At 56.9% G+C, this 17792-nt stretch carries 17 protein-coding genes; 16 read left to right on the top strand and 1 reads right to left on the bottom strand.

Annotation, left to right across the window (positions count from 1 at the left end):
- Nucleotides 1–157 precede the first annotated feature (157 nt).
- Nucleotides 158–1078 carry a cation diffusion facilitator family transporter gene (locus tag SMC1_RS02180; protein ID WP_119085175.1) on the top strand — a complete coding sequence of 307 codons (921 nt, stop codon included), beginning with the start codon at nt 158–160 and terminating at the stop codon, nt 1076–1078.
- 12 nt (nt 1079–1090) lie between these two features.
- Here the strand turns inward: SMC1_RS02180 and SMC1_RS02175 are convergent, their stop codons facing one another.
- The gene (locus SMC1_RS02175) at nt 1091–1534 is read right to left on the bottom strand and encodes a hypothetical protein (protein ID WP_119085174.1); all 444 of its coding nucleotides are present in this window, start codon (nt 1532–1534) and stop codon (nt 1091–1093) included.
- A 205-nt stretch (nt 1535–1739) separates the two neighbouring features.
- On the opposite strand from SMC1_RS02175, the gene SMC1_RS02170 reads away from it, so the two are divergent.
- From SMC1_RS02170 to SMC1_RS02100, 15 genes are all read left to right on the top strand, one after another.
- Nucleotides 1740–2336 (top strand): hypothetical protein, encoded by a 597-nt coding sequence (locus SMC1_RS02170; protein ID WP_119085173.1) that lies wholly within the window; start codon nt 1740–1742, stop codon nt 2334–2336.
- On the top strand, nt 2336–4456 hold the full coding sequence (locus tag SMC1_RS02165) for an ATP-dependent helicase (RefSeq protein ID WP_119085172.1): 2121 nt from the start codon (nt 2336–2338) through the stop codon (nt 4454–4456). Before SMC1_RS02170 ends, SMC1_RS02165 begins: the two co-directional genes overlap by 1 nt.
- 118 nt (nt 4457–4574) lie before the next feature.
- Nucleotides 4575–5003, top strand: a complete 429-nt coding sequence (locus tag SMC1_RS02160; protein WP_119085171.1) for an NfeD family protein — start codon at nt 4575–4577, stop codon at nt 5001–5003.
- 9 nt (nt 5004–5012) lie between these two features.
- A complete protein-coding gene (locus SMC1_RS02155; protein ID WP_119085170.1) occupies nt 5013–5975 on the top strand; it encodes an SPFH domain-containing protein in 963 nt (320 codons plus the stop codon).
- A gap of 181 nt (nt 5976–6156) precedes the next feature.
- Nucleotides 6157–7866 carry a peptide ABC transporter substrate-binding protein gene (locus SMC1_RS02150; RefSeq protein WP_119085169.1) on the top strand — a complete coding sequence of 570 codons (1710 nt, stop codon included), beginning with the start codon at nt 6157–6159 and terminating at the stop codon, nt 7864–7866.
- A gap of 110 nt (nt 7867–7976) precedes the next feature.
- Nucleotides 7977–8909: an ABC transporter permease gene (locus SMC1_RS02145; RefSeq protein ID WP_119085168.1), complete on the top strand. Its 933-nt coding sequence runs from the start codon at nt 7977–7979 to the stop codon at nt 8907–8909.
- Nucleotides 8909–9871, top strand: a complete 963-nt coding sequence (locus SMC1_RS02140) for an ABC transporter permease (protein WP_119085167.1) — start codon at nt 8909–8911, stop codon at nt 9869–9871. The genes SMC1_RS02145 and SMC1_RS02140 overlap by 1 nt, the downstream gene beginning before the upstream one ends.
- Nucleotides 9872–9881: 10 nt before the next feature.
- On the top strand, nt 9882–10952 hold the full coding sequence (locus tag SMC1_RS02135; protein WP_119085166.1) for an ABC transporter ATP-binding protein: 1071 nt from the start codon (nt 9882–9884) through the stop codon (nt 10950–10952).
- A 2-nt stretch (nt 10953–10954) separates the two neighbouring features.
- Nucleotides 10955–11929 (top strand): ABC transporter ATP-binding protein, encoded by a 975-nt coding sequence (locus SMC1_RS02130; RefSeq protein ID WP_119085165.1) that lies wholly within the window; start codon nt 10955–10957, stop codon nt 11927–11929.
- A gap of 220 nt (nt 11930–12149) precedes the next feature.
- A complete protein-coding gene (locus SMC1_RS02125) occupies nt 12150–13415 on the top strand; it encodes an FAD-dependent oxidoreductase (protein WP_165849138.1) in 1266 nt (421 codons plus the stop codon).
- On the top strand, nt 13415–14656 hold the full coding sequence (gene preA, locus SMC1_RS02120) for an NAD-dependent dihydropyrimidine dehydrogenase subunit PreA (protein ID WP_119085163.1): 1242 nt from the start codon (nt 13415–13417) through the stop codon (nt 14654–14656). Before SMC1_RS02125 ends, preA begins: the two co-directional genes overlap by 1 nt.
- A 146-nt stretch (nt 14657–14802) precedes the next feature.
- Entirely contained in the window at nt 14803–16350 is a 1548-nt protein-coding gene (locus SMC1_RS02115; protein ID WP_119085162.1) for an acyl-CoA carboxylase subunit beta, read from the top strand.
- 11 nt (nt 16351–16361) lie between these two features.
- The gene (locus tag SMC1_RS02110; protein WP_119085161.1) at nt 16362–16631 is read left to right on the top strand and encodes a hypothetical protein; all 270 of its coding nucleotides are present in this window, start codon (nt 16362–16364) and stop codon (nt 16629–16631) included.
- 14 nt (nt 16632–16645) lie between these two features.
- The gene (locus tag SMC1_RS02105; RefSeq protein ID WP_119085160.1) at nt 16646–17086 is read left to right on the top strand and encodes a biotin/lipoyl-containing protein; all 441 of its coding nucleotides are present in this window, start codon (nt 16646–16648) and stop codon (nt 17084–17086) included.
- Between the two features lie 136 nt (nt 17087–17222).
- Nucleotides 17223–17792, top strand: a 570-nt coding sequence (locus SMC1_RS02100) for a sodium ion-translocating decarboxylase subunit beta (RefSeq protein ID WP_119085159.1), incomplete at its 3' end; no start/stop codon positions are given.

Below are 17792 nucleotides of genomic sequence, written 5' to 3'. Positions count from 1 at the left end.
CAGTGTTTTCTTGTTGACAGGGAGATGTACGAACTTATACTTCGAGCGTGTGCCCAAGCAAGGACACACGTCAGAGAGGATCAGACGAGGACAGTCGGGCAGTCACTGCAGCGGCATTGCCGCGGGACCTCCACACCGATATGATGCGAGAGGACATATGACAATGACAGGGCTGAGTGATGCTGAGCGTGCCCAGACAGGGGCGAGGATAACGTGGAGGGTGGCAGGGGCAAATCTGGGCCTGTCGCTTCTGAAGGTTCTGGCAGGCTACTTCGGCCACAGCCAGGCCGTTCTGGCAGACGGAGTACATTCGGCGTCAGACTTTGTAACCGACATCCTTCTCCTTATCAGCCTGCGTATCGCCGCCAAACCGCCGGACGCAGACCATCAGTATGGTCACAAGCGCGTCGAGACGCTTATGGCTGCAGCTTTTGGCCTGATATTGGTGGGAGTCGGCGCGAGTTTCATCCGATCGGGGGTCATCCGGATCGACCAAATCGTCAACCACGGCCTGAGATATGAAATCAGCTGGATTGCGATGGCTGGAGCTCTTGTCACCGCAGTGTGCAAGGAGTATCTCTATCACTACAACCTCCGATGGGGAAAGAGGCTGAACAACCAGGGCATTGTCGCAAACGCCTGGGAAAACCGTTCCGACTCGATGTCCTCGTTTGGCACGTTCGTGGGCATTACCGCTGTCGTCGCTGGTGGGCAGCGGTGGACGGTGCTCGACCCCATCATCACGGTCATCGTTGCTGTGCTGATCATCAGGTTCGCTCTTGGTATCCTCCTGCCGAACATCAATATCCTCATTGGTCGAAGTGCGGACCAGGGTGTGGTGGAGAGCATCAGGGCTGCGGCGGAGTCGATCCCGGGAGTCCAGGATGCGCATAGCATCCGCACCCGGTTCGAGGGCAGCGATCTCGCCGTCGACCTTCATCTCGACGTTCTGCCGACCATCTCCGTCGCGTCAGGACACGAGCTTGCCGAGCAAGTCGAGAAGTGTATCAAGGCGTCTGTCCCAACGGTCGAGGAGGTTGTCGTTCACGTGGAACCCGGCACACGCGACAAGGCGTAGCGCCGCGGCCTCCTAGTGGCTTCCGGGCAGTAGATTGTGGAGCCAGCCTCCCAGAGCCTGGACATTGATCGGAGGGAGTCTGGCAAACAGGGGTGTCATCAGGGGATAGATGCGGCTCTTGCTCACGAGACCGGCCGAGAGGGAAACGGGCAGAAGATGCGTCACTAGTCCCAACAGAAGTCCTGCGATAGCGATGTTGATGATCGACGAGAGGATAGTAGCGGGAACGGCAATCAGAACATAGAAGAGCAGGTAGGTTACGATGTAATAGGCGACAGTAGCAAGGCCTTGATTCGGGAGCCTGATGAAGCTGACGTAATACGGCGTAAGCGAGGCCGTCAGGAGTGCGGACAGGCCGATTGCCAGAAGGGATATGCCAATCTTACCCTGCTTGGCAAACAGGTTCCGGGCGATAATGATCGCTGCTGATATGACGAAGATCGTGTCGAACAGCACTTGGCACCTCCGATGCGCCTGCCCGTCCCTTTTTTAGTATGAGCCCAGCTTGCGGCGCGTCAACAAGGCGTGACGACCGGCAGCGGCGGTCACCGTTGGCTGGGGCCGGTTCCTCGGTATACTGAACCACGCCCTCTGTGGCAGGCACGTAGATGTCTGCCGAGCGTACTTTTTGATCGTCGCTGCATATGAAAAGGAGATAGACGTGGGATATTTCATCGATCTGCTGTTCCTGTTTGTGAGACGCCCCGCCGAGGGCATGCGCCGGATTCGTGAGCATCCGTCAGTACTCGCGGCCCTGATTGCCTTGCTGCTGACAGGTGTCATCGATGCGATGAGTTTCCGCCTCATGGATATCGTCGGCCTCCTGAAGTCTGTTGGTCTCACAAGCCAGATGACAGACGCCATTACCCAAGCACAACAAGCTCCGGGGACGTTCTGGACGTTTGTGACCGAGCCCTTTGTTCTCGTGATGTTGTCGGTGGTTATCATTGACGCCATAGCGCAACTTGTATGGAAGCGCACTGCGGCTCCGCACATGTATGTTGCCCTCAGCTTTTCCGGGCTGGTGGGAGCGGCTCTGCGTGTGGTCGGGATACTCATGGCCGGTGTGGCAAGCGGTATCTTTCTCGATGTCTTCGCCTATGGAGCTGTCCTGTATGTGCTCGTCATGGGAGTCCTGGCGGTCCGCTTCTTTTATGAGAAGAGCACAGCGAAGGCACTTGTTCTCTACCTCCTCCCGACGCTGCTCGGGCTTGGTGTCCTGGTGCTTTTGACGATGACTTTCGGCGGAGCCGCCTGATGCCTCTGGATTTCCAGGGAGACCTTAACCCACAGCAGCTCAGGGCTGTCGAGAAATGCAAGGGTCCCTGCCTCGTTCTTGCGGGAGCGGGCTCGGGCAAGACCAGAGTCATCACCTATAAGCTCGCATATCTCATCACCAAGCGTGGTATTGCCCCATCGCACATCATGGCCGTCACGTTCACCAACAAGGCAGCAGGCGAGATGCGCTCGCGCGTCGATGTGCTCATTGGGACCGACCTCTCCCGCAAGGGACTGTGGATCGGCACGTTTCACTCGCTGTGCGGCCGTATCCTGAGAGAGCAGATCGAGAAACTTGGGCTGGGCTACACGAACAGGTTCGTCATCATTGACGAAGATGACCGCACACGTCTTGTACGACAGGTCCTCAAAGAGCTGAACATGGACCCGAAGACCTACGAGCCACAGAAGATCGTTTATCGCATTTCCGATGCGAAGTCGAATCTAGTTGGTCCCGAAGAGCTCTCTGACTATGGTTACAGCTATATCGAGAAGGCGACGGCGACTGTCTATAAGCTCTATCAGAAGCGTCTCCAGCAAGGGAATCTGCTGGATTTCGACGATCTCATTGCGCTGGTCATCCGATTGTTCGACAAGTGTCCGGAGGTTGAGGAGTACTACGGCTCGAAGTTCGAACATGTTCTGGTGGACGAGTACCAGGATGTGAACAAAATGCAGTATGAACTGGTCAAGCGGCTTTCGAAGACGCATGGCAACGTCACGGTTGTCGGTGACGATGATCAGAGCATCTATGCGTTCCGTGGCGCTAACAGCAAGCTTATTCTCGGGTTCGAGAAGGACTATCCGGGTGCGATGGTCGTCAAGCTTGAGCAGAACTACCGGTCGACGCAGTCCATCCTCGACGCGGCGAATTCCCTGGTGGCACGCAACCGGACGCGTTTTGCGAAGAAGCTCTGGACGGACAACGGAACAGGTACTCCTGTGCATCTGTTCGAAGCTCTGACGCCGGAGGAAGAAGCTAGCTTCGTCGCCTCGAGCATCGATGCGCTGGTCCGGGGCGGTGCAGATCCTCGAGACATGGCGGTCATTTATCGGATGAATAGCCAGTCTCGTGTCATCGAGGAAGCGCTGCTCGCGTCGAATATCCCCTATCAGATTGTCGGTGGGTTGAAGTTCTACCAACGGCAGGAAGTGAAGGACGTTCTCGCATATCTCCGGCTTGGTTTCAACCCCAGCGACAATCTTGCGTTCGAGCGGGCAGTGAGCCGGCCTTCCCGGGGGTTCGGCGACAAGAGCCTCTCCGAACTGAAGCAGCTGGCGGCCGAGCATGGCACGTCGTGGTTCATGGCATTGCCCGAATGGGTCGGGCAGGCGAAGGCCGGCAAGACCAAGGACAAGTTGGAGGCATTTGTCGATCTCATTGTGCACATCGGCGCGGCGGGCGAGTCGGCGATCAGTGCGGCCAACCTCGTGTTTGCCTCGTCGGGACTTCTTGAACAATACAGCGACGAAGGTGAGGAAGGCGACTTCGAACGGCAGTCGAGACGCGAAAATCTCGGGGAGTTCATGCGCACTGTCGATGAGTTCGACAGGATGAGCGAGGACTGCTCGCTGGGGGCCTATCTGTCGCAGGTGGCGCTCATACAGGACCAGGACAGTATGAAGCCAGGCACGGGAACAGGGGTCTTGCTCATCACGGCGCACTCGGCCAAGGGTCTCGAGTTCAGCGACGTGTTCGTCGTCGGTGCTGAGGAAGGGGTCTTTCCCCACCGCCGGGCATTGGACAGCAGCGCCGACATCGAAGAAGAGCGACGGCTGTTCTACGTCGCATGCACACGCGCGCGCAAGGAACTCTCAATAACGTACTGCACGCAGCGCACCAGCTACTACGGCTCGGGATTCCAGGAGCCATCGCGTTTCATCAAGGAGATGGAACTGACCAGGGAGAAGGTTGCCGGAGTATCGTCTCGCGAGCGACCCGAGCTCATCGAGGGCGACACGGTCATGCACAATATCTTTGGTACCGGGAAAGTGCTGGAGGTGTTCTACGATGGCAACAATCAGTATGTGGTCATCGATTTCAAGAAGGTTGGCATCAAGAAGCTGGCCACACAGTATGCCCAGCTGAAGAAAGTGTAGCATGCGTCGCGGATCCGCTCGCGCGATTGCCCCGCTTTCCTCTTGAACTGCGTACGCATGATACTAGAATGACAGCAGTACTACGCGACGAAGGGGTTTCCGTTACGGGGAGGTGTTCATGATTGGTTTTTGGATAACGATGGCAGTCGTCTGTGCCGTGGTAGATGCCTTCCTTCCATACTACCTGCTGGTTTGGTTTTCGGGTGGGGCCGTCGCTGCGCTCCTGTTTTGCTGGGCCGGGTTCAACACGTCAGTGCAGTTTCTTATGTTCTTCCTGGTATCGTTTGCGCTCATGGCACTCGTTGGGCGTTACATCAATTCGCGTTTGTTGAGAGGTGGTTCCAAGATGCGAACGAATACTGAAGAGATGCTAGGGAAGACGGCCAGCGTCGTCATGGCTATCCCAGCTGACGGTGCAGGACGCGTGGCGCTCAAGGGCACGACGTGGAGAGCCATTCTCAATGATGAGACAGCCGTAGCTGCCATTGGCGACAAGGTTGTCGTAGTCTCGATCGAAGGCGTCACCCTGACTGTGAGAAAGGAATAGGAGGTACTCATGCCATTAACGTTCAACTGGTCCATTGTCTGGTGGGTGGTTGGTATTGTGGTTGTTCTCATCTTCGCTCTGCGGTACATCATCATCGTGCGTCAGAGCACCGCTGTCATCATCGAGCGCCTCGGGAAATTCAGCCGGGACCTGAAGCCCGGCCTGCATTTCCTGATCCCTATCCTCGATAGCGTGAGGGCGGTCGTCGACTTGCGGGAACAGGCGTGGGACTATCCACCCCAGGCCGTCATCACAAAGGACAACGTTCCTACGAGCATCGACATCGTTTTGTACTACTATCTCACGGACCCTGTGAAGTCGGTCTATGAGGTGCGCAATCTCAACGAGGCCATCCTCAAGCTCACGATGACGTCTATTCGCAACATCTCGGGCAGTTTGAACCTTGATGAGCTTCTGGTCTCGCGCGAGAATGTCAACAACGAGCTGACTCAGATCGTCGACGTTGCGACGGACCCGTGGGGCGTCAAGGTCACGCGTGCGGAAATCAAGGCGGTGAACCCACCGGCCGAGATCCTCGAGGCCATGACGCGGCAGATGAAGGCGGAGCGTAGCAAACGTGCCGTTATTCTCGAGGCCGAAGGATTCAAGGAAGCCGAGATCAACAAGGCCGAAGGAGAGAAGCAGGCTGCGATTCTTCGTGCCGAGGGCGATCGGCAGCAGAGGATCCTCAGTGCTGAGGGTGAGGGGCAGGCGTTGATCACAGTCGCCAACGCTCGCAAGCAAGCGACGATTGCGTATTTTCAGGGCATCCACGAGGGTGGCGCCTCCCAGGACGTTTTGGCGCTGAAGTACATGGAGACGCTCGAAGCTATCAGCGCAAACCCATCCAACAAGGTGTTCCTGCCGTATGAAAGCAGCGCCCTCATGGGAAGTCTCGGCACCATCAAAGAGCTCTTCAAGGACGCTTCTTCAGAGGCTACTCCGCCGGTTCGAACTGCGAAGGGCAAGTAGCTGGAACCGGCTGTGTGCAGAAGCGCCGGTCACGAAGAACGGCACTTCTGTATACTGTAGTGTTAACCGAGAGAAGGATTGGGACTTTTGGTCTCGCCCCATTGTATTTTGTCCGCCAGCTGATAACATTAGAAATAGTCGCGTGAGCGACAAATCCTGTTGGGAAAGGGGAGGCTATTCAATGAGGAAAGCACTGTCACTTGTCTTGATACTGGTTGTTGTGGTCTCATTCTTTGGTGGTCTATCTGTTGTACCGTCAGCAAAGGCAGTTGCTCAGGAGGTAACGTACAACCTGGCGACTGAGCCCGCGACGATCGATCCAGCCCTTTCACAGGGCATTCCGGAAGCCAACATCATACTGCAGGTCTTTGACGGATTGACGCGTATCGACAACAAGAATATGCCACAGCCAGCGATTGCGAAGAGCTGGACGATCTCCAAGGACCTGAAGACATATGTGTTTACGCTTCGCGATGCGTACTGGACGAACGGAACGCCAGTCACAGCGTATGACTTCGAATATGCCTGGAAGCGCGCTCTCACCCCGGAACTGGCTGCTGCGTACGCCTACCAGCTCTACTATGTGTATGGCGGTGAAGCTTTCAACACGTCCATCAAGGTCGGCAGCAAGTACTATGTCCAGGCTGTCGACGCCAAAGGCAATCCTCTTACGAAGAAAGTAGGGGGCAAGGACGTCCCCGTTCCGGACATGGCGAAAGAGATCGACCCCAGCAAGAACATCGGCGTCAGGGCACTGAATGCCAAGACGCTCAAGGTCTATCTCCAGTCGCCCACCGTCTACTTCCTCAACTTGACGGCGTTCCCTACGCTGATGCCAGTCTGCAAGGCTGTTGTCAGCAAGAATGACAAGTGGGCCTCCGATGTCACAAACTTCGTCACCGATGGACCGTTCAAGGTCACGCAGTGGTCGCACAATGAGAAGATGGTCTTCGTCAATAACCCGACGTACTGGGACAAGAGCAAGGTCAAGCTCACGAAAATCACCTACTACATGGTCGAGGATGAGTCAACTGCGCTTTCGATGTTCCAGAGCGGTCAGTTGGATGCGTCGGCCACCGTACCCATCTCAGAGTTGCCCAAGCTGGTCGCCTCAGGCGATGCACAAATCCTTCCGTACCTGGGGACATACTACTATATGTTCAATGTCACCAAGAAGCCGTTCAACGACGTCCGCGTGCGTAAGGCTTTGACGCTTGCGATCAACCGCAAGGGCATCACGCAGTCCATCACTCAGGGCGGACAGGTCCCCGCGCTGGCGTATGTTCCCTACGGTATTGCAGACGCGCTTCCTGGCAGCGATTTCCGCAAGGCTTCCCAGGTGAGTTTCTACAAGGACAACGATATCGCGACTGCAAAGGCATTGCTTGCTCAGGCCGGTTATCCCAATGGCAAGGGGTTCCCAGCCTTCACACTGCTCTACAACACCTCCCAGGCACACAAATCCATTGCCGAGGCGATCCAGCAGATGTGGAAGAAGAACCTTGGTATTACCTGCACCCTCAAGAACGAGGAGTGGGGCGTCTACCTGGATGACCGGACAAACCTCAACTACACTGTTGCGCGTGCGGGCTGGATTGGTGACTACATGGACCCCAACACGTTCCTGGACATGTTTGTAACGAATGGCGGAAACAACGGCACCGGCTGGAGCAACAAGTCTTACGATGCTCTCATCGCAAAGGCCAAGGCGACTACCGACCCGAAGGCGCGCATGGCGACACTGCATGCCGCAGAGAAGATCCTCATGACAGATATGCCCATTCTTCCAATCTACTACTACACGAACACGGTGCTCCTGAAGAAGAGCATCAAGAACTTCTACCAGTCGACGCTGGGATTTGTCGACTGGAAGAACGCCTACATGGGATAGCTGTCAGAAACATCTTGACGGCGGCACACACGATCTAGACAGGAAAAGAAGCGGGGCGGCTCTACTCTGGAAGGTGGAGAGCCGCCCCCAGTTTTATCTATGGAGGTCCTATGCTCAAGTTTATTCTGCAACGTGTGCTCTCGATGATTCTTGTCGTCCTCATTGTCGCATCCGCTACCTTCTTCATGATGCGCCTGCTTCCATCGGGGCCCTTCTCCCGCGAAAAGAAGCTGCCAGCTCAGATCATCAAGAACCTCGAGGCCCGCTATCACTTGGACGACCCGCTCTGGAAGCAGTATGTCGACTACATGAAGAACCTTCTGCGGGGTGACCTCGGTCCCAGTTTCAAGTACACGGACCGTACCGTCAACAACATCATCAACGATGGATTTCCTGTGTCGGCTGCATTGGGAGTGGTGGCGGTGATTCTTGCCGTCGGCATCGGCATCCCGCTGGGCATCTGGGGTGCACTCAAGCAGAACGGCTGGCAGGACAATCTTGTGATGTTCGTCGCGCTCCTGGGCGTATCCGTTCCCAACTTCATCATGGCGGTATTGCTCATGTTCATCTTTGCCTTGGGACTACACCTCGTGCCTGCCGCTGGCTGGGGTTCCATAAAACAGATTATCCTTCCCGCCTTTACGCTGGCAGGGTATCCGATAGCATTCCTAGCACGTCTTGTGCGCTCGTCCATGCTCGAGGTCCTGCGCCAGGAGTACATCACGACGGCACGGGCAAAAGGACTCTCTGAGCGCCTTGTCATTTTCCGGCACGCACTTCGCAACATCCTCATCCCGGTCGTTACGGTGTTGGGGCCGCTTATCGCGGCGGTGTTCACGGGAAGTTTTGTTGTCGAGAAGATCTTCGCAATCCCGGGTCTGGGCCGTTACTACGTCACCAGTATCAATGACCGCGACTACACGACCATCCTGGGCGTGACCATCTTTTACAGCGCCCTGCTGGTGTTCCTGAACTTCATGGTAGACCTCACGTATGCCTGGCTCGACCCACGTATCCGCTACGTCGAAAGGAAGGTGTCGTGATGGCTGCGCAGACTGCATGGCAATTCAAGGAAGGCGTTGCGCCTGATGCAGGTTCATTCGTTCCTGCCCCCAAGGATTCTGGCGAGCTGCAGCAGATTGCTGGACGGTCGACTACGTACTGGAGCGACGCCATACGCCGGATTCGCCGCAACAAGCTGGCCGTCGTAGGGTTCTGGATCATTATCGCCCTGTTCGTCGTCGCCATCGTCGGACCGATGGTGTCACCATACAGCTACGAAGATCAGGACCTGGACAATACGTTTCAGTCCCCCACGCTGCGACATCCCTTCGGAACGGATCAGCTGGGACGCGATCAGATGACACGTGTCATGTACGGTTCGCGCATCTCGCTTGCCGTGGGCATTGTTTGCGCGGCTCTCAACTTTCTCATCGGGGTGACCTATGGCGGAATCTCCGCTTACTTTGGAGGGCGGGTCGACGACATCATGATGCGTATCGTCGATATCCTGTACGGTATACCCACGCTGATCATCGTTATCCTGCTGACGGTGCTGTTCAAGGACAAAGGCGTCAATCCTCTGGTGAATGTGTTTATTGCCATCGGGCTTACCTACTGGCTACCTATGGCGCGCATTGTCCGAGGCGAGATTCTGTCGCTCAAAGAACGTGAGTTCGCGCTGGCCGCGAAGACCATCGGCGCCCCGAACAACCGTATCCTCTTCAGGCACTTGATCCCCAATGCCATGGGTCCCATCATTGTCACAGTGACGCTGGAGATTCCAGCCGCGATCTTCACCGAGGCTTTTCTCAGCTACATAGGGCTGGGCGTCAGCGCGCCGGTGGCCAGCTGGGGCGTTCTTGCCTCAGACGGTACCGAAGCTATCCGTTCATTCCCCTACCTTGTGCTGTTTCCAGCACTCGCGATCAGTCTGACGATGTTTGCATTCAACTTCCTGGGCGACGGCCTGCGCGATGCGCTGGACCCACGCCTGAGGCAGTAGGGGGTGCGCAATGGATGAAAACAATGTTCTGATGCGCATCCAGGGTCTTACGACCAATTTCCACACCTATGCGGGCGTTGTCCATGCGGTGGACGACATGACCCTGACCATTCCAAAGGACTCTGTCGTCGGTATTGTGGGCGAGTCCGGTTCTGGCAAGTCAGTGACGATGATGTCCGTCATGCGCCTCATCCCGAGCCCTCCTGGCCGGATTGAGGGCGGGCACGTGTGGTTTGATGGTACAGCGCTGAGAATGCCGGACCGGATGGAGAAGGATGGTCCCAACAAGGGGATGGTCGATCTGCTGAGTCTTTCTGCCGAGGCCATGATGAAAGTGCGAGGCCGCCATATCGCCATGATTTTCCAGGATCCGATGGTCTCTCTTAATCCGGTGCTGACCATTGGCCTGCAGATGACGGAGTCCATGGTGGTGCACGGCCTTGCGACAAACAAAGAGGCCTGGAAGAGGGCCGTCGACATGCTCGCCCTGGTGGGCATTCCCAATCCCGAAGAACGCATGCGTGACTATCCTCACCAGTACTCGGGCGGTATGCGGCAGCGCGTTATGATTGCCATGGCGCTTTCGTGCAATCCGGAACTAGTCATTGCCGACGAACCAACGACATCTCTGGACGTTACGGTTCAGGCACAGATCCTGGAACTGATGAAGGAGTTGAAAGTGAAACTCAAATCCAGCATTATCATCATCAGTCATGACCTTTCCATCGTAGCCGGCATGGCCGACAAGGTGGTTGTCATGTATGCAGGACGCGTGCTCGAAGAAGCGAACGTCTACGATCTCTACGAGAAGCCCGGGCATCCGTATACCATGGGACTCATGAAGTCCGTCCCGCGCCTTGACGCCGAGGACCGGGAACGTCTGGTCCCTATCGAAGGGAGTCCCCCAGACCTGCTGGCGCCTCCCATTGGGTGCAAGTTCGCTCCACGCTGCAAGTACGCCATGAACATCTGCCGTGAGCAGGAACCGCAACTCGTCACAGTCGGAGAAGGGCACCGTGCTCGGTGTTTTCTCCACCATCCGACTGCGCCGGCAGTTCCTGGATTTGTAAAGGTGGGATAACGATGGATACCATACTCAAGGTCGAACATCTCAAGAAGTACTTTGCAGTCAATGTCGGCGGACCGTTTGCGCGACACATGGCCAGTCTGAAGGCTGTCGACGATGTTTCGTTTGAGGTCGGTCGGGGCGAAACGGTAGGACTGGTCGGTGAGACGGGTTGCGGTAAGACGACTGTCGGCAGAACCATCGTGGGTCTGTATGCGCCGACAGCGGGCACCATTACCTATTGTGACGAAAACCTGTGCGCTCTGACGCGGGAAGCCATGCGCAAGGTTCGCAGCAAACTGCAGATGATCTTTCAGGATCCCTATGCGTCGCTCAATCCACGGATGACGGTAGGAAACATCGTCGAAGAACCGATGGACATCTTCAGTATTGGAACCATGGCCGAGCGCCGGGAGCGTGTTCAGGAACTGTTGCGCACGGTTGGACTCAACCCGGAACACATCAACCGGTTTCCACACGAGTTCTCTGGGGGACAGCGTCAGCGCATCGGCATAGCTCGAGCTCTGGCCATGAATCCGGAGTTCATCGTTGCGGACGAACCCATTTCGGCCCTTGATGTCAGTATTCAGGCCCAGATTGTGAATATGCTCGAAGATCTACAGCAGAACCTGGGACTGACATATCTGTTCATCGCTCATGACCTCGCGATGGTCAAGCATATCAGTGACCGTGTGATCGTGCTGTACCTGGGCAAGATTGTCGAAGTGGATGAAAGCAAGGATATTTACAAACATCCATTGCATCCGTATACAAAGGCTCTGCTGTCGGCAGTGCCTATCCCTGATCCGCGGATTGAGATGCAACGCCAGCGTATTGTACTCAAGGGAGACCTTCCCAGTCCGGTGAATCCGCCGAGCGGGTGCCATTTCCGAACGCGGTGCCCCATTGCACAACCGATATGCGCTGAGCAGGAGCCCGAGCTGCGTGACATGGGTTCTGGTCACATGGTCTCCTGTCACTTCGCGAGTTAGGGATCTTTCTGGCAAGTCTCACGGGGCCGGCCGAAAGGCCGGCCCCTGTCTGTTCCGGATCCAGCCAGGGCTCGATGAGGTTGGAAAACCCGAAAATTCGCATATAACTCAAGAGAAGCGGTTTCTGACAACCTGCAAGCCACCTGCGTGTGCCGTTGGAGGCTCAGTGTAGCGTGGTTGCGCAGGTTGCTGACGGCAATCATGGAACATGGGAGGAACAATGGAAGAATTTGAGAAGACCCTGAGCCGGCAGCAGGCAGCCATCGAGGCCGAGCGCTGTCTCTACTGTTACGATGCGCCATGCCAGGCGAAGTGCCCGGCGCACGTTCCGGTGCCCGAGTTCATACAATCGATTCGCAGCGGGAACTTGCACGGGGCCCGGACCCTTCTACAGACGTCTCATCCATTCATCGAGACGTGTGGCCGTATTTGTCCCGAAGAAGCGTTTTGTCAGTCTGTATGTACGCGGTCGAAGATAGATGCCCCTCTGCGCATTCGGGAGCTGCATCGTTTCGTCACAGACTCGACCGATCCATCTGATCGCATGGAGCTGCCTGAAACCACCTTGGGCAGGGTTGCCATCATCGGGGCTGGCCCTGCGGGACTAGCCTGTGCCCGCGAGCTGAGGGTCAGGGGATTCTCCTGTGACGTGTTCGAGGCTCGGCAGGTGGGTGGCGTGCCCAGTCAGGAAGTGTCCACGCATCGGTATCCGCGCGAGGTTGACGAACGGGAAGTCCACTTCCTGACATCCACATTCGCTGCGCATGTCTGTACAGAGCGCGTGGCAGACCTGAAACCTCTGGCTGCTGATTATGACGCCGTCTTTGTCGCAACAGGACTACCCTTCGAGAGTGACATGAACGTCGAAGGCACTCAGCTGGTGGGTGTGCATCAGGCCCGCGAACTCCTGCGCAAGATGAAATCTGGCGCAATCAGCGGTGCAGGAAACCGCGTAGGTGTTATCGGTGGCGGCAATGTTGCAATCGAGGTAGCCTCCATGCTCCGTGAGGAAGACCCGACACGAGATGTCACTGTGGTTTACCGTCGTAGCATCAAGGAGCTGAAGGCATTCAAGAAGGAGATCGAAGAAGCCACGGCGCTTGGGGTGACCTACCAGTTCCTGGCAATCCCGGACAAGGTTGTTGGCAGCCATCGCGTGGAGGGGCTGCAGGTCACGCAGGCTCATCTGTGCGAAGAGGATGAATCCGGCCGATGCAGGTCTGAACCCCTGCCAGGGTCGAGCTTCACCATACCACTCGACACGGTGGTTGTCGCTATCGGACAGCGCATCGACCAGGGTGTGTTTCCTGGTCTTGCTCGCAGCGACTCAGGACTCATCAGCGTAGGGGAGAACATGCAGACCAGCATGCCGGGCGTCTATGCCGGTGGTGACGCCGTTCATGGTGCTCAGACTGTTGTGGAGGCTGTGCGTGACGGCAAGAAAGCGGCGGAGCAGATTGCCGCGTTTGTGGCGGGAGGCAAGTGATGTATCGAGAACATGACCTTTCCTACGATTTCTTGGGCATACATCTTGAGAACCCCTTCATTTTGTCTGCGGCTCCGCCCACGGATGAACTGGATATGGCGATTGACGGACTGAAGGCAGGATGGGCCGGAGTCGTCCTCAAGACTACGTCTGTCGAGAGCAATCCCGTCAACCTGAAGTACCCGATGATGTCGTCGTTTGGCACAGCTGCGCACAAACTATGGGGATTGGGCAATATCGACCTCATTTCGCAATATCACATCGACGAGATCTGTGAGCGGGTCGCAGCACTGAAGCGCATGTTCCCCACGAAGATGATTGCAGCTTCTATCATGGGGTCAAGAAAGGAAGACTGGCAGTCTCTGGTCTGGCAGCTCAAGAAGGCCGGCGTCGACCTTGTCGAGTGCAGTTTCAGCTGTCCACAGGGAAGCATGGGTGAAGCCCCCGGCCGGATGCTTGCTCAGAGTGTCGAGGCGACGGAGAAGGTTGCACGCTGGGTGAAAGAAGTTGCCGGAGACACCCCTGTCCTCATCAAGATCACGCCTCAGGTCACGGACATTGTCGAGATTGCCAGGGCACTGAAGCGAGCCGGCGTCGACGGCGTCACGGCAAGCAACTCGGTGCCCGCGCTGATCGGAGTCGATGTGGAGACGCTTGAACCACGCCCTTCTCTCTTTGGCGAGGGGGCATATTCAGGGATGACGGGCATGGCGATCAAGCCCCTCACTCTCCGCACCATTGCAGAGATTGCCCGCAACGTGGACATCACTATCAGTGGGAACGGCGGGGCCTACTCATGGAGCGATGCGGTGGAACTGATGGCTGTTGGAGCTTCCAACGTGCAGTTCTGTACGCTCCCGATGCACCATGGGTTTGGCACGATACGAGATCTCAAGAGCGGTCTTGCAGACTATCTGGACCGCAAGGGATATGCATCGCCCCTGGACATCGTCGGCAAGGCGCTCAAGAGCATCAAGGGCCAGGAAGAGCTGGTCACGCCTCGCTCTCGTTCGGACATCGACCTTGACAAGTGCATCGGTTGCGGTAACTGCTTCCGTGCCTGCAGCGATGGAGCTCACAGAGCGATTCTGTGGGATGCCGAGAAGAGGCAGCCCTCTGTGGATGCCGAGAAGTGTCCTGGGTGCGGCCAGTGCATGCAGGTCTGCCCGGTGAACGCTATTCGGATGAAAGAAGAACTGGACGGCAAGGTCCACTACTTCGAATTCAAGGGAACTCACTAAGCCTGGTTCAAGACTCTCCGTCCCCTGTGGCGCTTGTCGCAGGGGACATTCGCATGTGCCGCCGGTTGAGTGCTGTCGTGAACCCGGTATACTTACGAAGAGTATTTGTCACGTTTATTTGCCAACCGAAATCTTGAGGAGGTAGCATGAGCAATGATGAGCAGTTCTCGACCTTGCGGTCGAAAAGAGAGCAGATCATTGCAGGTGGAGGGCCCGGTCGTGTCAAGAAACAGCACGAAGCTGGCAAGCTGACTGCACGCGAGCGCATCGAGCTTCTGCTGGACTCGGGTTCTTTCCAGGAAGAAAACGTTTTCGTGAGCCACCGGAATCCCGGGTTCGGACTGGACAAGCAGGAATTGCCTGGCGATGGCGTGGTCACAGGCCACGGGTACGTCGATGGTCGCCTGGTCTTCGTCTACTCTCAGGATTTCACGGTCGCAGGGGGTTCACTCGGCGAGATGCACGCAGCCAAGATCGCTCATGTTCAGGACCTTGCCGTGAAGTATGGAGCTCCCATTGTCAGCATCAGCGATTCCGGTGGAGCTCGCATCCAGGAGGGAATCGATTCGCTGAAGGGCTACGCCAGCATCTTCTACCGAAATACGATCAGCTCAGGAGTCATTCCCCAGATTTCCATGATCGCGGGTCCGTGTGCCGGTGGCGCTGTGTACTCACCGGGCATCATGGATTTTGTCGTCATGACCGACCAGGCTCGCATGTTCATCACCGGTCCCAAGGTCATCCAGAGCGTCACGGGCGAAGAAGTCACAGACGAGGAGCTCGGAGGTCTCACCGTGCACGCCGAGAAGAGCGGCAACGTTCACCTGGCGGCAGCCAATGATGAGGAGGCCATCCAGCTGATCCGAGAGCTCCTGTCGTATCTGCCCGCGAACAACAGCGAAGACGCTCCTGCGGCACAGAGCAACGACCCCGTCGATCGAAGCACGGCGGAAATCGGGGACATCATCCCTGCGGAAGCGAACAAGCCGTACGACGTGCGCAAGGTCATAGGGAGTCTGGCGGACGAAGGCAAGTTCTTTGAGATAGCTGAGGGTTTCGCGAAGTCAATCTGCGTTGGCTTCGCGCACATGGGCGGGCAAGTCGTCGGAGTGGTCGCCAATCAGTCCAGGTCGATGGCAGGAGTCCTGAACATTGACAGTTCAGACAAGGCTGCTCGCTTCGTTCGTTTCTGCGACGCGTTCAACATTCCGCTGCTCACCCTGGTGGATGTCGGTGGATACCTTCCGGGCGTCGACCAGGAGTACGGGGGCATTATCCGGCACGGAGCCAAGCTTCTCTACGCCTTCTCGGAGTGCACCGTGCCCAAGGTAACCGTTATTCTTCGCAAGGCATATGGTGGAGCGTACATCGCGATGTCGTGCCGAGATCTTGGCGCAGATTTCGTGTTTGCGCTTCCATCGGCTGAGATCGCTGTGATGGGGGCAGATGGCGCTGCCCAGATCATCTTCTCGAAGGAGATCCGCGAGGCTTCAGATTCGGAGGCCACGCGTCAGAAGCTCATTGCCGACTACAAGGACAAGCTCTACAACCCCTACGTGGCCGCAGAACGAGGTCTCGTTGATGACATCCTGGAGCCATCCCAGCTTAGAAGTCGCATCATTCGCTCCTTCAGAGCCGCCGCAAACAAGCGCGAGGACCGACCGACGCGCAAACACGGGAACATCCCGCTCTAGGAAGGGCTATCATGATTCGCATGGATTTGCACGAACAGGACGTGACCGACGAGGAGTTGGCTGTCGTTGCAGGAGCTGCATTGGCTGCGGCCAAAGGGAACGAGAGCCCTGCTTTCCTGTCCGATTTGTCCACTCTTGACGACGCCTCTGCAGCGGCAGCCCTGGCCGCGATGGTTGCTGCCGGAGTGTCGTTCCAGCAGTTAGAACCGCCTCTGCCCGCTGCCAACGCGGCATGGAGACGACCACCATATGAACAATCAGTCAGGCCGCGCTGGCGCTGACGGGAGGATAGGCCATGAAAAAGTACAGGATCACCGTTAATGGCAAGACGTTTGACGTCGACGTAGAAGAAGTAGGCGCGCAGAAACCCGGGCATTCGCCAGTATCAGCTCCGGCGGCCGTTGCTCCTGTTCCGGTTGTTGCCCCCGCTCCTGCGCCTGTTCCTGCACGCAGGGCAGTGACTGGTCAGGCACCTGCCGCGGCGAGCCCGGCGACCCCAATACCCGCTGCTCCGGCAGGCGGTGCGACAGCCATGAAGTCGCCGCTGCCCGGCAAGATTCTGAAGGTCATGGCGACGCCCAGAAGTTCCTGGAAGAAAGGCGACACGCTGCTTATCATTGAGGCCATGAAGATGGAAAACGAGATTCTTGCTCCCCGTGATTGCACGGTCGAGGAAGTCGCCGTCGAGTCCAACCAGACTGTTAAGACTGGGGATCTTCTGCTGAAGCTTGCATGACAGGTAGCAACTTGCCCGGTCGGAACACTCCTCGGAGGCATTGGCTCACGAGGAGTGTTCCGCATTCTTGGAGAACTCGTCCGGTCTTGTACAATGACTCCAGGAAGCACACTTCAAAAAAAAAGTGGGGTAGCGTATGACAGACTTGCTGCGTGGTATTGTCGGTATGTCAGACTGGCGTGTATGGGCGATGTTCGGCGTCGGTCTGGCGCTTATTTGGCTCGCAGTGAAGAAGGAGTATGAGCCGAACCTCCTGTTGCCCATGGGATTTGGCTGTCTGCTGGCCAACATCCCGTTTTCGTCGGCGGTCGGCGGCGGCTTCCTGGACGTCTTGTTCAAGGGCGGTATCACGAATGAGCTGTTCCCCATCCTCATCTTCATCGGCGTGGGAGCAATGATCGATTTCGGTCCACTCCTGCAGGATCCCGAGATGTTGTTCTTTGGGGCGGCAGCGCAATTCGGAATCTTCTTTACGATGATGCTGGCTCTGCTGGTCGGACGTATCCCCGGCGTCACGGGCATTCCAGGTCTCAGAGAGGCTGCTGCGATTGGAATCATCGGGGCAGCTGACGGACCGACGGCGATCTATGTCGCTACGCGGTTTGCTCCAGGATTGCTGGCCCCGATCACCGTGGCCGCCTATTCATATATGTCGCTTGTCCCGATTATTCAACCACCGGTCATTCGGGCGCTCACGACCCGCGAA

The organism is Candidatus Cryosericum septentrionale (assembly GCF_003570995.1).
Classification (GTDB): Bacteria; Caldisericota; Caldisericia; order Cryosericales; family Cryosericaceae; genus Cryosericum; species Cryosericum septentrionale.
The sequence above is the reverse complement of the archived record's forward strand: the minus strand, read 5'-3'. Positions and strand labels throughout refer to the sequence as shown.

Coding starts and splice junctions, on each gene's coding strand:
- SMC1_RS02110 (WP_119085161.1), top strand. CDS start 16,362: ATGATTCGCATGGATTTGCACGAACAGGACGTGACCGACGAGGAGTTG.
- SMC1_RS02160 (WP_119085171.1), top strand. CDS start 4,575: ATGATTGGTTTTTGGATAACGATGGCAGTCGTCTGTGCCGTGGTAGAT.
- SMC1_RS02150 (WP_119085169.1), top strand. CDS start 6,157: ATGAGGAAAGCACTGTCACTTGTCTTGATACTGGTTGTTGTGGTCTCA.
- SMC1_RS02165 (WP_119085172.1), top strand. CDS start 2,336: ATGCCTCTGGATTTCCAGGGAGACCTTAACCCACAGCAGCTCAGGGCT.
- SMC1_RS02130 (WP_119085165.1), top strand. CDS start 10,955: ATGGATACCATACTCAAGGTCGAACATCTCAAGAAGTACTTTGCAGTC.
- SMC1_RS02105 (WP_119085160.1), top strand. CDS start 16,646: ATGAAAAAGTACAGGATCACCGTTAATGGCAAGACGTTTGACGTCGAC.
- preA (WP_119085163.1), top strand. CDS start 13,415: ATGTATCGAGAACATGACCTTTCCTACGATTTCTTGGGCATACATCTT.
- SMC1_RS02180 (WP_119085175.1), top strand. CDS start 158: ATGACAATGACAGGGCTGAGTGATGCTGAGCGTGCCCAGACAGGGGCG.
- SMC1_RS02125 (WP_165849138.1), top strand. CDS start 12,150: ATGGAAGAATTTGAGAAGACCCTGAGCCGGCAGCAGGCAGCCATCGAG.
- SMC1_RS02140 (WP_119085167.1), top strand. CDS start 8,909: ATGGCTGCGCAGACTGCATGGCAATTCAAGGAAGGCGTTGCGCCTGAT.
- SMC1_RS02155 (WP_119085170.1), top strand. CDS start 5,013: ATGCCATTAACGTTCAACTGGTCCATTGTCTGGTGGGTGGTTGGTATT.
- SMC1_RS02145 (WP_119085168.1), top strand. CDS start 7,977: ATGCTCAAGTTTATTCTGCAACGTGTGCTCTCGATGATTCTTGTCGTC.
- SMC1_RS02115 (WP_119085162.1), top strand. CDS start 14,803: ATGAGCAATGATGAGCAGTTCTCGACCTTGCGGTCGAAAAGAGAGCAG.
- SMC1_RS02135 (WP_119085166.1), top strand. CDS start 9,882: ATGGATGAAAACAATGTTCTGATGCGCATCCAGGGTCTTACGACCAAT.